The organism is Methylobacter sp. (assembly GCF_023227905.1).
GTDB lineage: Bacteria > Pseudomonadota > Gammaproteobacteria > Methylococcales > Methylomonadaceae > Methylobacter_A.
Genome location: NZ_JALOCF010000022.1, coordinates 45,595 through 60,378 on the forward strand (window position 1 = coordinate 45,595; position 14,784 = coordinate 60,378).

The 14,784-nt window shown below is 47.9% G+C and carries 13 protein-coding genes; 2 read left to right on the forward strand and 11 right to left on the reverse strand.

Translation table 11 applies throughout. The features are described 5' to 3' along the window. The 11 genes from bamB to htpG form a co-directional block, all read right to left on the reverse strand. Positions 1-1,251: an outer membrane protein assembly factor BamB gene (gene bamB, locus M0R47_RS10700; protein WP_292554264.1), complete on the reverse strand. Its 1,251-nt coding sequence runs from the start codon at positions 1,249-1,251 to the stop codon at positions 1-3. Further along, on the reverse strand, positions 1,251-1,898 hold the full coding sequence (locus M0R47_RS10705; protein ID WP_292554267.1) for a tetratricopeptide repeat protein: 648 nt from the start codon (positions 1,896-1,898) through the stop codon (positions 1,251-1,253). The genes bamB and M0R47_RS10705 overlap by 1 nt, the downstream gene beginning before the upstream one ends. Before the next feature lie 29 nt (positions 1,899-1,927). Continuing rightward, the gene (hisS, locus tag M0R47_RS10710) at positions 1,928-3,202 is read right to left on the reverse strand and encodes a histidine--tRNA ligase (protein ID WP_292554269.1); all 1,275 of its coding nucleotides are present in this window, start codon (positions 3,200-3,202) and stop codon (positions 1,928-1,930) included. Positions 3,203-3,326: 124 nt separating this feature from the next. Continuing rightward, positions 3,327-4,037: a type IV pilus biogenesis/stability protein PilW gene (pilW, locus tag M0R47_RS10715; RefSeq protein ID WP_292554272.1), complete on the reverse strand. Its 711-nt coding sequence runs from the start codon at positions 4,035-4,037 to the stop codon at positions 3,327-3,329. 53 nt (positions 4,038-4,090) lie between these two features. Beyond that, entirely contained in the window at positions 4,091-5,203 is a 1,113-nt protein-coding gene (gene rlmN / locus M0R47_RS10720) for a 23S rRNA (adenine(2503)-C(2))-methyltransferase RlmN (RefSeq protein WP_292554275.1), read from the reverse strand. Continuing rightward, on the reverse strand, positions 5,178-5,609 hold the full coding sequence (gene ndk / locus M0R47_RS10725) for a nucleoside-diphosphate kinase (protein WP_292554277.1): 432 nt from the start codon (positions 5,607-5,609) through the stop codon (positions 5,178-5,180). The genes rlmN and ndk overlap by 26 nt, the downstream gene beginning before the upstream one ends. 89 nt (positions 5,610-5,698) lie before the next feature. Next, positions 5,699-6,634, reverse strand: a complete 936-nt coding sequence (gene secF / locus M0R47_RS10730; RefSeq protein ID WP_292554280.1) for a protein translocase subunit SecF — start codon at positions 6,632-6,634, stop codon at positions 5,699-5,701. A 20-nt stretch (positions 6,635-6,654) separates the two neighbouring features. Further along, positions 6,655-8,505, reverse strand: a complete 1,851-nt coding sequence (secD, locus tag M0R47_RS10735; RefSeq protein WP_292554283.1) for a protein translocase subunit SecD — start codon at positions 8,503-8,505, stop codon at positions 6,655-6,657. Between the two features lie 122 nt (positions 8,506-8,627). After that, positions 8,628-8,978 carry a preprotein translocase subunit YajC gene (gene yajC / locus M0R47_RS10740; RefSeq protein WP_292554286.1) on the reverse strand — a complete coding sequence of 117 codons (351 nt, stop codon included), beginning with the start codon at positions 8,976-8,978 and terminating at the stop codon, positions 8,628-8,630. Positions 8,979-9,031: 53 nt separating this feature from the next. Further along, positions 9,032-10,147 carry a tRNA guanosine(34) transglycosylase Tgt gene (gene tgt, locus M0R47_RS10745; protein WP_292554288.1) on the reverse strand — a complete coding sequence of 372 codons (1,116 nt, stop codon included), beginning with the start codon at positions 10,145-10,147 and terminating at the stop codon, positions 9,032-9,034. A 167-nt stretch (positions 10,148-10,314) separates the two neighbouring features. Beyond that, entirely contained in the window at positions 10,315-12,246 is a 1,932-nt protein-coding gene (gene htpG / locus M0R47_RS10750) for a molecular chaperone HtpG (protein WP_292554291.1), read from the reverse strand. A gap of 102 nt (positions 12,247-12,348) precedes the next feature. Here htpG and M0R47_RS10755 point away from each other — a divergent pair, with 102 nt between their 5' ends. Continuing rightward, positions 12,349-13,971 (forward strand): tetratricopeptide repeat-containing response regulator, encoded by a 1,623-nt coding sequence (locus tag M0R47_RS10755; protein ID WP_292554294.1) that lies wholly within the window; start codon positions 12,349-12,351, stop codon positions 13,969-13,971. A gap of 9 nt (positions 13,972-13,980) precedes the next feature. Further along, on the forward strand, positions 13,981-14,667 hold the full coding sequence (locus M0R47_RS10760; protein WP_292554297.1) for a HAMP domain-containing sensor histidine kinase: 687 nt from the start codon (positions 13,981-13,983) through the stop codon (positions 14,665-14,667). Positions 14,668-14,784 lie beyond the last annotated feature (117 nt).

Sequence of the window (14,784 nt, forward strand, 5' to 3'; positions counted from 1 at the left end):
TTATCGGACTTTTAAAGCGGCAAGCGTGCCGTCTTTTGCGTAAACATAAACGGTATTATCTACCACGATAGGCTTGGCATCGATTGCGCCATCAGTCACTTGTTCGCGACCCAGTTGTCTGCCATCGGTCGTCGACAACCAATGCACGTAGCCTTCTAAATCCCCTACCACGACATAATTTTCATAGGCGGCGGGGGCTGTTAATCTTCTTTGATGCAAATCCTTTTGCTTCCACAAGCCTGCACCGCTGTTCTGGTCCAGCTGCATAACGTGGCTTTGCGAGTCTGTCAGGTATAAATACCGGGAGTCGTTGCTCAAGCCTGAATGCGACGAAATAGCTTCATTGCGCCACAATATATCGCCGTTCGATTCCGAAATAGCGGCTATTCCACCCTGATAACTGGCAATGTAAATGACACCGTTAATCACGATAGGATCGACATCCAAATCAACCAGCCGTTCAATTTCAGAGCGTCCTTTTGGAATGGCGATAGTGGTTTCCCATACATATTTGCCGTCAGCCAAACGCAAAGCCATCAGTTTGCCGTTATCATAACCGCCGATGACGTTATCCCCGGCAATCAAAGGCGACCCGGTTCCGCGCAGACTCAGTGCAGGTACGTTGCGCTCGTAACTCCAACGCTTGCCGCCGGTCTTTTCATCAAGAGCGATCACGGATCCATCCGTGGTGCGAACCACGACGATATTATCGGCGACAACAGGTACCGAAAGCACTTCACTGGATACTGAGGTTTTCCACAATACCTCGCCGGTTTCAATATTCAGGGCAACGACATCGGCATCGCTGGATCCCAGAATCACGGTATCGGCGCCAAGCCCCGGTCCGCCGGAAAAATGAACATCTGTTTCAGTCTCCCAAATTAAGTTTCCGGTAGTCAGGCTTCGAGCCTGCACCACACCCTCTCGATCCGCCGCCAGTATTTTTCCGCTGCCGATGACCGGAATCAGTTTTAAGGATTTCTCGTCAGCCCCTACACCTACCGATTCCTTCCAGATGACTTCCAGCTTGATCTCAGGAGCATACTCAACCAGGGCGTTTGGGGGATCGGCATTATCTTCGCCGCCGCTAAAATAATCTTTAATGCCGGAAATAGATTCACCCACCGTATCAACAGCAGCACAGCCTGTTAACAAGGTAAAGGCAAAGGGCAAAAGGCAAAAGGCAAAGGACTTTTTCGCCTTTCGCCTTTCGCCTTTCGCCTGGCTCATATCGGTTGAATAGTTACTCATTATTTTTGAGTTTCTAGTTTTTCTTGAGCGGTCAGGTCATCAATCTTGAACTGCAACAACGGTGACGGCTGTCCATTTCTCATCGCATTTTGATAAGACGTACGCGCCTCATCCAATCGATCCAGGGCCACATACAAATCGCCGACCAATTCATCGTAATTGGCTGAATAGCTGGCCGCTGCTTTCGCATCGACATCGTTGATGACCTGCAAGCCCTGCTCATATTCGCCGGTAGCCAGCATTAAGCGCACCAATCTTATCTTGGCGATATTGCTCAGCGGTTTATTTGATTCTGCCGCAAGCGTCTTCAAAATCTGCTTGGCCGCTGCCAAATCGCCTTGCTGAGTTTTTAACTTGGCTTCGAACAAGCCGCTGAAAGCCGCATATTCTGTACCTTTAAACTGTTCTTTCATGCGCTCGGCCAGCTTATCCGCAGACTCTTTTTTGCCTTCGTCCAGCGCTTTCAGTAACTGATCATAAGTTGCAGAAGCCTGCGCTGCCTGCGCTTTCTTATGGTCTTGCCAGTAATTCCAACCCAGAATGATGACGAGTCCCATGACCAAACCTACGATGGTAGCGGTTGAGTTTTCTTTCCACCATCTTTTTAAAGCTTCAACCTGTTCTTCTTCTGTATCGTAAATTTCCACGTGCTTTTCTCTTGTTAGTGTTTAAAAGATTACAACTGCATTTGTAAAAACTTAATCGCCTGCGGTTGAGGCATGTTCTGTTGCTCTTGCTCATTATTGCGTAGCGGCTTGATGCTGACTTCGCCGCGATCAACTTCATCGTCCCCCAGAATGATCGCAAATTCGGCGCCGCTTTTATCGGCCTTTTTAAACTGGCTTTTAAAACTGCCGCCGCCGCAATTCACCTGCAATTTCAAGCAGGGAATTTCATTCCTGATGGTTTCGGCAAAGCGCATGCCCGCTTGCTCCGCTTTCTCGCCGACCCTAATCATGTAGACATCGACCGGACTTGCAAGCTGCACGTTATCCACAGTTTCCATCAGCGCCAACAAGCGCTCCATGCCCATCGCGAAACCGACCGCATGATTGGGTTTTCCGCCCAGCTGCTCTATCAGTCCGTCATAACGTCCGCCCGCGCATACCGTGCCTTGCGAACCCAGTTCATCGGTCACCCATTCAAAAACGGTCTTGCTGTAATAATCCAGGCCGCGTACCAACCGGGAATTGAGCTCGTAGCCGATGCCCAGATCGTCCAGAATAGTAGTTATCGCGCTAAAATGCTGGCGGCTCTCATCGCCGAGATAGTCCATCAACTCCGGCGCATTGGCGACAACCTCTCGCATGGCCGGATTTTTGGTATCCAGGATTCGTAGCGGATTGGTCTCCAGCCGGCGCAAGCTGTCCTCATCCAATTGCTCCAGATGACCTTTAAAATAGCTGACCAGACTTTCCCGATACACCATACGCTCGGCAATGGTGCCTAATGAATTCAGCTGTAGCCGAACCTTATCGCGGATACCCAATCTTTTCCACAGCCGATCCATAATCAGGATCAATTCTGCATCGATATCGGGGCCGGCCATGCCGTAGGTTTCGACACCCAGCTGAAAAAACTGGCGATATCGGCCTTTTTGCGGGCGTTCATGCCTGTACATCGGTCCGTAATACCATAACCGGTGCACCTGATTGTGCAATAAACCATGCTCCAGACAGGCTCTGAGACAGCCGGCCGTGCCTTCCGGGCGCAAGGTTAAAGAATCACCGTTCCGGTCGTCAAACGTATACATTTCTTTTTCGACGATATCGGTCACTTCGCCGATAGAGCGCTTGAACAGTTCGGTTTTTTCGACGATCGGCAACCGGATTTCACTGTAACCATATGCACCGAGTACGTCTCTGATATGTTGTTCCGCATACTGCCAAAGCGGGGTCTGCTCAGGGAGCACATCGTGCATCCCGCGAATTGCTTGAATATTATTTGCCATATTTAAATAGAGTTGATGCCACGGATTTAATTAATCCTCTCATTAATAACAGGTAAATCTACAAAAAAAGACGAAAGGCAAAAGCTGTTTTTTTGCCCTTCGCCTTTCGTCTTTTGCCTTTTAATTAAAAATCTTTAACCGCAGCGATTTTTTTTGCTTCATTTGAAAGCGGAAATTTTTCCAGCAATAAGCCTTTATATTCCCTGGCAAGCTCTCTATTGCCCAATGCCCGCTCAACCTGTGCCGCAATCCATAAGGTTTCAGAGGTATGATTTGCAACGCTCAGGTAACGTTGCAAAAAGCCTTTTGACGCCCAAAAATCGCTCTTTTCATAAGCGATTTTTTGCATTTCCGATAATGCCGGCGCATAAGCGTTATTTAGTTGCAGCGCTTGCCTGAAATAATTCTCGGCTTGCGGTTTTTGCCCCATGCTCAGCGCGCATCGCCCTGCATTCGTCAAGGCCAGCCATTGCCTGTCATTTAACGGATTTGCACTGGCCTTAGATAACAACTCCATGCCTTCTTCAAACTCTCCATGTTCACAGAGAAAACGGCCAAAATTATTTTGCACACCCAAATCATCAGGCGTCAGACTCAATGCAGTCTCATAATGATCTTTGGCATTGTCGGCCTGATTTAATTTTTCATATAAAAAAGCCAGGGCATTGTGCGCCTGTGCATTACCTGAATTATCTTTTAATGCCAGCTGCAAGTTCTCTTTAGCCAATTCCAGCTTATTCATGCTCAGATAGCGCACCCCCAGCTGCAAATGCACATCGTCGGAATCGTTATCTTTGGAGTTGCCTGTTGAACTGCAAGCTACCAAAGTCGTCATGAATAAAACTAGCGCAAGTCGCTTAATCATCTTAATAATTCACGTTTAATAAATCATGCCGCACGTTCGGAACCTGACGGTTGGAGCTTTAAGTGCCTACGGCTTTTATCTTTAACTTGCCCTACCAACTGACCGCAGGCGGCATCGATATCTTCGCCACGCGTTTTTCTAACCGTGGTGACTATGCCTGCGTCGTTTAGCAGCGTTTTAAAACGATTGATCGCTTCCTTACTGGCACAGCGGTAAGCGGAGTTAGGAAACGGGTTAAACGGTATTAAATTGATTTTTGACGGCACTGTTTTTAACAGTTTAATAAGCCCCCGCGCATCCTGCACCGAGTCATTAATGCCATCCAGCATCACATATTCAAAAGTGACGGTGCGGCGTGGCGCTATCTTTGCGTTATCCCGGCACGCTTCCATTAACTCTTTTAATGGATATTTTTTATTGATCGGGACCAGTTCATCCCTTAATTCATCGGTCACTGCATGTAACGACACCGCAAGACTGACATCGCAGACTTGGGTTAACCGGTACATGGCCGGCACTACGCCCGAGGTGCTGACGGTCACCCGGCGCTTGGAAAGCCCGAAGGCGAAATCATCCATCATCAGATTCATGGCCGCGACTACATTGTCAAAATTAAGCAGCGGTTCGCCCATGCCCATCATGACGACGTTAGTAATTCTGTTGTCCGGACCTAAGCGCTTTTGCGCCGCAAATAACTGGCCGATGATTTCCGCCGTGGTCAGGTTACGGTTAAAGCCTTGCTGGGCGGTCGAGCAGAAAGTGCAGGCCAACGCGCAGCCGATTTGCGATGAAACGCATAACGTACCGCGCCCCTCTTCAGGAATAAAAACCGTTTCAATCCGGTTGCCGCAACCGGTTTGCATGACCCATTTGCAGGTGCCGTCCGTTGCGATTTTTTCAAGCACAATTTCAGGCGTTGCTATGTAACAGTTTTCAGTTAAATAAGCGCGCAATGACTTACTCAAGTTGGTCATCAGGTCGAAGTCTTCAACCCCTTCCTGATAGATCCATTTGAGCAGTTGTGTCGCCCGGAAAGGCTTCTCGCCCAGCTCGGCAAAAAAGGCCGCAAGGCCTTTTCTGTCGAAATCGAGCAAATTGATGGTTTTGGTTTTAACGGGTTCTTGCACAGATTTCATTGTCCGAGAAAAAGTAAGCAATTTCCCTTTGAGCGGTTTCGAGAGCGTCTGAGCCATGCACGGCATTTTCATCGATGCTGTTGGCAAAATCGGCGCGGATAGTGCCGGCAGCCGCTTCTTTAGGGTTAGTGGCGCCCATGATTTCGCGATGTTTCAGAACCGCGTTTTCACCTTCCAGCACTTGCATGATCACAGGACCTGAAATCATGAATGCAACCAAATCATTAAAAAAACCGCGTTCGCTGTGTTCCGCGTAAAAACCTTCGGCTTGTTCTTTGGTCAGGTGCAGCATTTTTGCAGCAACAATTTTTAAACCGTTCTTTTCAAAACGGCTGTAAATTTCACCGATTACGTTTTTAGCTACAGCGTCTGGTTTAATGATTGAAAAAGTGCGTTCGATTGCCATTGTTAAGGAAACTCCAGATTGAAAAAATTTAAAGATTGCAGATTATAGCCGATTGGCGGCCGTTCTTGTAACCGCTTAGCCATTTAACGCTAAGGCAAATTGTCGATTTCGGCATTTTCTTTTTTTACCGACATCAAGTCTTCTCTCGATACGCCCAACCATAATACGATAGGACTTGCGACCAGCACCGATGAGTAAATGCCGAATACGATGCCGATAGTCAACGCCAGCGCAAAATTATGCAGCGCTTCTCCGCCGAAGAAGAACATCGCCAGCACCATCATTTGCGTCATAAAATGGGTAATAACGGTACGAGACATCGTCGTCGTGATGGCGTTATCGATCATTTCGGGAACGCTCGCCTTGCGCATTTTATGGAAATTTTCCCGCACCCGGTCGAATACCACGACCGATTCGTTGACCGAATAGCCTAATATCGCCAATACGCCGGCCAACACTGACAACGTGAATTCCCATTGAAAAAACGCGAACATGCCGAGGATAATCACGATGTCGTGCATGTTGGCGATAATAGCCGCCAAGGCGAAACGCCACTCGAAGCGGACAGCCAAATAAGCCATAATCCCCCCCACAACCAGCAGCAGCGCCAACCCGCCGCTTTCGAACAATTCCTTGCCGACTTGCGGTCCGACAAACTCGACGCTACGCAGCACGACGCTGGGATCTTGCTCCTTCAGTTTTGCCAATATCACTTCGCTCAACTTGATGTCGTTGGTTTCAGGCTGCATCGGCACACGGATTAATATTTCCTTTACGCTGCCGAAATTCTGCACCGAAAATTCGGGTATTTTTTGATCTTCCAATACTTTTCGAATAGCTTCGACGTTAGCTGGCTGATTGTAGCCGACTTCGACTTGGAGGCCGCCGGTAAAGTCCAGGCCAAAATTAAGCCCTTTGAAAGATAAGGCCAGTATCGCCAAAATAAAAGTAACTAGCGAAATGGTCGTGGTAATCCGACCATAGCGCATAAACGGAATATCGTGTTTAATTTTAAAAAGTTCCATTAAATCCTCGAATGCTATCTTCAGATAGCCAATTTATCTAACTTACGCTGCCCGCCATAGGCGAGATTGACCAACGCTCTCGATACAACAACCGCGCTGAACATGGAAGTTAAAATCCCAATACACAGCACTAGCGCAAAACCGCGGATAGGGCCGGAACCCAGCATGAATAACGCGATGCCGGCAATCAAGGTGGTGATATTGGAATCGATGATAGTCGCGAAAGCCCGTTCATAACCGGCATAAATGGCGGCGCCAGGTGTCATGCCGAGCCTGAGCTCCTCGCGTATCCGTTCGTTGATCAGCACGTTGGCGTCGATGGCCATACCCACGGTTAGCGCAATACCGGCCATGCCGGGCAGCGTTAACGTGGCTTGCAGCAGGGACAGCACCGCAACCAACATCAACACGTTCATGCTCAACGCAACGATGGAAAAAAGACCGAATATGCGGTAATAGATGATCATGAAAAATGCGACCGCTATGAATCCATAAAGATTGGAATTAACGCCTTTGCTGATATTTTCTTGACCCAAACTTGGGCCGACGGTGCGCTCTTCGACGATATCGATAGGGGCCACCAACGCACCCGCTCTCAACAATAACGACAAATTACGCGCTTCCTGCGGACTGTCTAAACCGGTAGTTTGGAACCGATGACTGAAAACGCCCTGGATAGTTGCGACATTGATGACTTTTTCAACTTTCTCTTTATGACGGACTTTTTGACCGTTCACAACTTTGGTTTCAACTTTATATTCGATGAATACCACCGCCATTGGCTTGCCGATGTTAGCCTGGGTTAATTTACCCATTTTGGCTGCACCGACGCCGTTTAGGGAAATATTAACCGAAGGCCTGCCGTCCTGATCAACACCGGAAGAGGAATCGACGATTTGATCGCCGGTTACGATAACCCTGCGATCCAACAGAATCGGGTTGCCGTTTCTTTCATAATATAACCGACTGCCAACCGGGACATGCCCTTCGACCGCTTTTTGCACATCGTGCTCAACATCAACCAGGCGGTATTCCAGCGTCGCCGTGGTCCCGAGAATTTCCTTGGCGCGAGTCGTATCCTGGACACCCGGCAATTGCACCACAATGCGGTTTTCGCCTTGTTGCTGAATCACCGGCTCGGAGACGCCTAATTCATTGACACGGTTACGCAAGGTCGTCATATTTTGCGCAACAGCGAACTTTTTGGTTTCGCGCACTTCTTTTTCAGAGAGCTTCAACCAGACCTGGTCTTGCTCATTCGGTTCGGTGACTTCCAGTGCACGAAAGTCCTTACTCAGAAGTTTCAGCAGCGCCGGCTTGTCGTCAGCAGAATTCAGCTTGACCTTAATGAATCCGCTGTCTTTAGAAACCGATTGATAACGTATTTTTTCGTTTCTTAACGCCAGACGGACATCGTCGTTGTAACGCTCTTCCGCCTGCTTAACGGCGGCATCCATGTCCACTTCCATTAGAAAATGCACCCCGCCGCGCAAATCAAGACCCAAATACATGGCTTCCGCGCCCAAAGCCCTCAGCCATGCAGGTGTGGTAGGCGCCAGATTTAACGCGACGTTATAATCATCGCCCATTTTATCCCTAAGCAAATCGGCCGCTTTAAGCTGATCATCGGTATTGTTAAACCGGGCTAAAATATGACCGTCTTTAAACTCAAACGCCTTTATATTAAATCCGGCCGCTTTAATTGTAGATTCGACCTGATTTGCCTGTTCCTGCGTTAATTTTGCAGGGCGTGTCGATGCCACTTGAACAGAAGGATCGTCGCCATATAAATTCGGCAACGCATAAATAGCCGAGACCACAAAAACGATCAGGACCAATAGATTTTTCCAAAGTGGATAATGGTTTTGCATGTGTTATTCCAACAATTTAACTGTGTCGCGTAGGATGGGGAGAACGCAGTGAAACCCATCATATGATTTTATGATTATTGATGGGGTTCGCTAACGCTCTACCCACCCTACACGCGATGACATTAAACTTTAGTGACCTTTTTAGTGATCGCTTTGTAAGTTCCCTTCGGCATCATGGTCTCAATGCTATGACGCTGCACCTGAATAAAGGTATTGTCGCCGACTTCAAGCTTGACGAAATTTTCATCCAGCTCAACAATTTTACCTAAAATACCTCCCGAAGTGACCACTTCAGAGCCTTTAGTCATCGCCGCGATCATTTCTTTCTTTTCTTTAGCTCGCTTGGATTGTGGACGCAAAAACAAAAAGTAAAAAAACACCAAGATACCCAGTGGGAATATCATGCCTTCAATGCCGGGTTGTTGGGCGACGGGAGCAGCTGCGGCTACCGCATCAGAAATTAAAAAACTCATGGTTATCCTCGGGGCTATTATTATAAAAAGTATCGTAATTAAAAATTTAGCCATTATGCCACAGTCGGCATGGCTTTTCCTCGTTGTTGGTAAAATTGCTTGACAAAAATATCCAGCTCTTGCCTTTCAATCGCATCCCGCAAACCCTGCATCAAGCTCAGGTAATAATATAGATTATGTATAGTGTTGAGCCGCGAACCCAGCATTTCCTTGCATTTATCCAGATGCCGCAAATAGGCTCTTGAATAATTCCGGCAAGTGTAACAGCCGCAGGATTCATCCAACGGGCCGGTATCGAATTCATATTGACTGTTCCTGATCTTCACCACGCCAAAAGTAGTGAAAAGATGTCCGTTACGGGCATTGCGGGTCGGCATCACGCAATCGAACATATCGATACCGCGCCTAACCGCCTCTACCAAATCTTCCGGCGTACCTACGCCCATTAAATAGCGCGGTTTATCGGCCGGCATCTTGCTATGCACCACATCCAGCGTCGCCATCATTTCTTCCTTGGGCTCGCCGACCGACAAGCCGCCGATCGCATAACCGTCAAAGCCAATATCCACCAAACCCGCTATCGACTCCTCGCGCAGATGCTCATACATTCCGCCCTGCACGATGCCGAATAACGCCGATCCGTTGCCCTCATGAGCCGCCTTGCTGCGCGCCGCCCAACGCAACGACAAGCGCATCGAATCGGCCGCCTCATGAACCGTCGCGGGATACGGCGTGCATTCATCAAAGATCATCACGATGTCCGAACCCAAATCACGCTGCACCTGCATCGACTCTTCCGGTCCCATAAAAATGGAACTGCCATTGATCGGCGATTTAAAGGTCACGCCTTGTTCGGTGATTTTCCGTAACGCGCCCAAACTGAACACCTGAAAGCCGCCGGAATCGGTCAATATCGGCTTGTCCCAATGCATAAAGCCATGCAAGTCGCCATGCGCCTTGACCACATCCATGCCCGGACGCAGCATTAAATGAAAGGTATTGCCCAGAATAATTTGCGCACCAATGCCGGTCAGCTCATCGGGCGTCAGTGATTTGACCGTCCCGTAAGTACCGACCGGCATAAAAATGGGCGTTTCGACGATGCCGCGGGCAAACGTAAGCTGGCCGCGCCGCGCATGGCCGTCCGTATTGATTAATTTGAAGTCCATAGAAATTTGAGAACATGAATAAGGCCGGGAATTATCCAGACTTTTTAAATCAATGTATATGTGAAGCGTTAAAACTTTGCTTCATCTCTTGATAATGGGGCCTGCTGAGAAAGCCGCCACGCACAAAAAAGGCTGGATACTCTCCAGCCTTTTTCGTTTTAAAGCGATTAGTGCAACAAGCCCTGCAATAACCCATTCAACTTATGAACAAACGCCGCCGGGTCATCGAGCTGGCCGCCTTCGCTCAGAATGGCCTGGTCGAACAGGATATGAGCCAGGTCAGCAAAGCGGCCGTCATCTTGCTCTTCTTTCATGCGGGCCACCAATGGATGAGTCGGGTTAAGTTCGAAGATTGGCTTTCTGCCCATGCCCATACCCAATCCTTGTCCGGCGTCTTTCATGATTCTTTCCATATTCAGGCTCATGCCGTAAACATCGGCAACCAGACAGGCGGGGGATTCGGTTAAACGATGACTCAGGCGCACTTCGCTGACTTTCTCGCCCAGTACGTCTTTGATCTGCTTGAGTACGGCTTCAAAATCCTTATTCACTTCTTCCTGAGCTTCTTTGTTCTCTTCTGTATCCAAGACGCCCAAGTCCAGATCGCCTTTGGCGACAGACTGTAAATGCTTGCCGTCGAATTCGTCCAGATTGGATACCAGCCATTCGTCGATACGATCCGACAACAATAAAACTTCAATGCCTTTTTTGCGGAAAATTTCCAAATGCGGGCTGTTTTTTGCCGCCGAGAAACTGTCTGCGGTGACATAATAAATTTTGTCCTGCCCTTCTTTCATGCGGCTGACGTAAGCTTCCAGAGTCACATCCTGTTTATCGGTATCAGTATGTGTTGAAGCGAAGCGCAGCAATTTGGCAATGCGTTCTTTGTTAGCATGATCTTCAATCGGGCCTTCTTTGATAACCGGGCCGAATTGAGACCAGAACTTCTCGTACTTTTCCGGCTCAGTCTTGGCCAAGTCTTCCAGCATGCCCAGCACTTTTTTGACGGCGCCGGATTTGATGGTGCTGATTTGCTTACTTTGTTGCAGGATTTCCCGCGATACGTTCAGCGGCAGGGAGTTGGCGTCGATAATCCCTCTGATAAAACGCAGGTAACGCGGCATCAACTGTTCGGCATCATCGGTAATGAACACTTTGCGAATGTAAAGCTTTACGCCATGTTTAGCGTCTCTGTCCCACAGGTCGAACGGCGCATGCGAAGGCGCGTAAAGCAGCAAAGTATACTCATTGGAGCCTTCGACTTTACTGTGTACATGAGTTAACGGGTCTTGGTAGTCGTGGCCTACATGTTTGTAAAATTCGTTATACGCCTCATCGGTAATCTCCTGACGGGCTTTGGTCCATAAGGCGGAAGCCGAGTTAATGGTCTCTTCGACGATTTCCGCCGGTTTTTTCTCTTCGCCTTCTTCATCCCCCATAGACGGCATGACTTCTTTGTCCATCACGATAGGCAGGGAAATATGGTCGGAGAATTTTCTAACGATGGAGCGGATACGATAGCCGTCCAGGAACTCGCTTTCATCCTCTTTCAAATGCAGCACGATTTCGGTTCCGCGCTTGGCTTTTTCTACGGATTCGAGGGTGTAATCGCCTTCCCCTGCCGATTCCCAACGCACGCCTTCGCTCTTGTCGGCACCGGCTTTTCGGGTAGTTAAAGTGACTTTATCGGCAACGATAAATGCCGAGTAAAAGCCCACGCCGAATTGACCGATCAGTTCGCTGTCTTTAGCCTGGTCGCCGGTTAATGCTTGAAAAAACTGTTTAGTGCCTGATTTGGCAATAGTGCCGATATGCTCTTGCACTTCCGCACGGGTCATACCGATGCCATTATCGATAATGGTGATAGTGCGCTTGTCTTTGTCGTATTCTAGGCGGATTTTCAGCTCGCTGTCGCCTTCATACAGACCGTCGTTGGACAGCGCCTCAAAGCGCAGCTTGTCCGCGGCATCCGAGGCATTGGAAATCAATTCGCGTAAAAATATTTCCTTGTTGCTATATAATGAATGGATCATTAAATGCAACAGATGCTTAACTTCAGTTTCAAATCCTAGAGTTTCTTTTTTTGCTTCAACAGTCATTTTTTATTAATCCTGATCAATTATTAAGACTAACGCCGATATGAGGGCGTATCGACTTTTTTCAAGCCCAAACTGAACAGATGAAATATAAGATTAATTTTTATGGCAATAAAACTTGCGTCAAAAAAAATATTGGTCGTCGAAGATCAACCGATCATGCGCGAAACCCTCAAACACATACTGGGTTCATTTGGCGCCCGGTTTATTGTTGAGGCGGAATCTGGCATCAACGCAATAACGGCGATGAGAATTGACCGGTTTGATATTGTGCTCTGCGATTACAATCTGCTCAGAGGAAAAAACGGCCAGCAGGTTCTGGAAGAGGCCCGGCACCTTAAGTTATTGCCGGTTAAAGCCATCTTTATCATGGTGACATGCGAACAGAGCCAGGAAATGGTGCTCAGCGCCATTGACAACAAGCCCGATGACTATCTGATTAAACCTTTTAACCAGCAACAGCTCTTAAACCGCATTGAAAGATGCCATGCCCGCAAGACATACCTAGCCAGCATTGAAGATGAAATAGATAAAGGCAATCTTTACCAAGCCATACATAATTGCGAGCAACTGCTCCAGCGGGACGATAAAAAAATGCGCATGCCATTATTGAAACTGCATGCCGAACTAGCCATTAAGGTTGGCGATCTTAAGACGGCCGAGGCCATTTACCAGAATATCCTGGCAGAAAGGGAGCTTCCCTGGGCCAGATTGGGACTGGGTATTGTAGCCTTTTTTCTCGGTTACCATGACCAAGCCATTAAGACCTTTCAGGAACTTATCGAACAATATCCGGTAATGCTGGAGGCTTATGACTGGCTGGTAAAAGCGCACGAATCCGCAGGTAACGATGAGCATGCGGTAACCTCACTCAATTCAGCCGTTACGCTTTCGCCTCTGTCCATTTTAAGGCAAAAAAAGCTGGCTGTGCTGGCTGACAAAGCCCAAAACCTGGTTGTTGCAAAAAAAGCCTACGCGGCCGCCATTAAATTGGGCAAAAACTCCATACATGGCTCACCCGCCGACTACTCGGGCCTAGCCAATGTTCATCTAAAAAGTAATGCCGCCAACGAGGCGCTAAAGATATTGTATGAGCTGAACCAGCAGTCTCAAAATGATCCCGAAGCAAAGCTCAGGGCTGCGCTGCTGGAAAACGAGATTCATCATACAAAAGGCAACAAGGCCCTGACCCAACAAGCTTATGAAAAATTATTTAAGCTGAACGAGCAATTTAACAATCAGGCATCCAAAGAACTGCGGCTGGAAATAGCCAGGGTTTTTTACCTGAATGGGAATGGCGAAATCTGCGATGAGATTCTTAATGATTTAATCAAGACCAATATTGATAACAAATCTTTTATCAAAGACATCGTCACCGTGTGCAATACCGTCATCGGCGAAAACCACGCAGAAACACTGATTCAGCGCATAAAAAAAGAACTGGTCGACATCAACAACAAAGGCGTCAGCCTGTTCCAGGAAGGCAATACTAAAGGCGCTCTCGCCGTTTTTGAAAAGGCCATTGCCAAAATGCCTAATAATCAAACGATCATATTGAATATGATAAAAATCATTATTCATGACATTAAAACATCTAAATCCGGCCCCGAAAAAATCATCAGCGCCCAGTCCTATATCAATAAAGCCGTCCAAATCGGCATACCTCACCATCAAATCGGCAGCCTGCAAGCAGAGCTGGACGCCGCTCAATACCAAAACGACCAGTAGCCCATCCAAATGTCTAATACTCAAATGCTTTCAATCGGTTTCCCCGCCGTTCTAGCCTCCTCGGTGCATGACATAAAGAATTCGTTGACAGCGCTTCGGGCGCTCCTCAGCCAATTGGAAAATGCCTGCCAGGAGCCGAAACCCACTGAATTCAGGCAATTGGAATTTGAAACCAATCGCATGAACAACTGCCTCATGCAGTTATTGACGCTTTATAAAATTGAATCATCCCAATTTTACCTGTCTATAGACGAGCATAGCGCCGTTGATATATTGGAGGATGTTGTCGCCCAGCAATCGACCTTATTATCCTTAAGCAACGTTCAGCTCCTTACCGAATGCAATGACGACCTGTTTTGTTACTGCGACGGCACCCTGATCAGCAACGCCCTGTGTACGCTGGTCAATAATGCACAGCGCTATTGCCGGAGCAAAATCCTGCTTTCTGTAGCCCCGGAAGATGATTATATTGTGTTTTGCATTGAAGATGACGGCAAAGGCTATCCGGAAAGCTTGATGTCGTCCGATCACAAACAACTCCCCCAGATTGATCTGGCAAATGGCAATACAGGCCTGGGATTGTTTTTTACCGAAACCATTGCGCAGTTGCATGCCAATGGCGACAAGCGGGGCTTTATTGTGACCGACAATAATAGCCAGTTTGGCGGAGCTAGGTTTAAACTGTATTTGCCGTAAGGCTAAAGGCTAAAGGCTAAAGGCTAAAGGCTAAAGGCTAAAGGCTAAAGGCTAAAGGCTAAAGGCTAAAGGCTAAAGGCTAAAGGCTAAAGGCTAAAGGCTAAAGGCTAAAGGCTA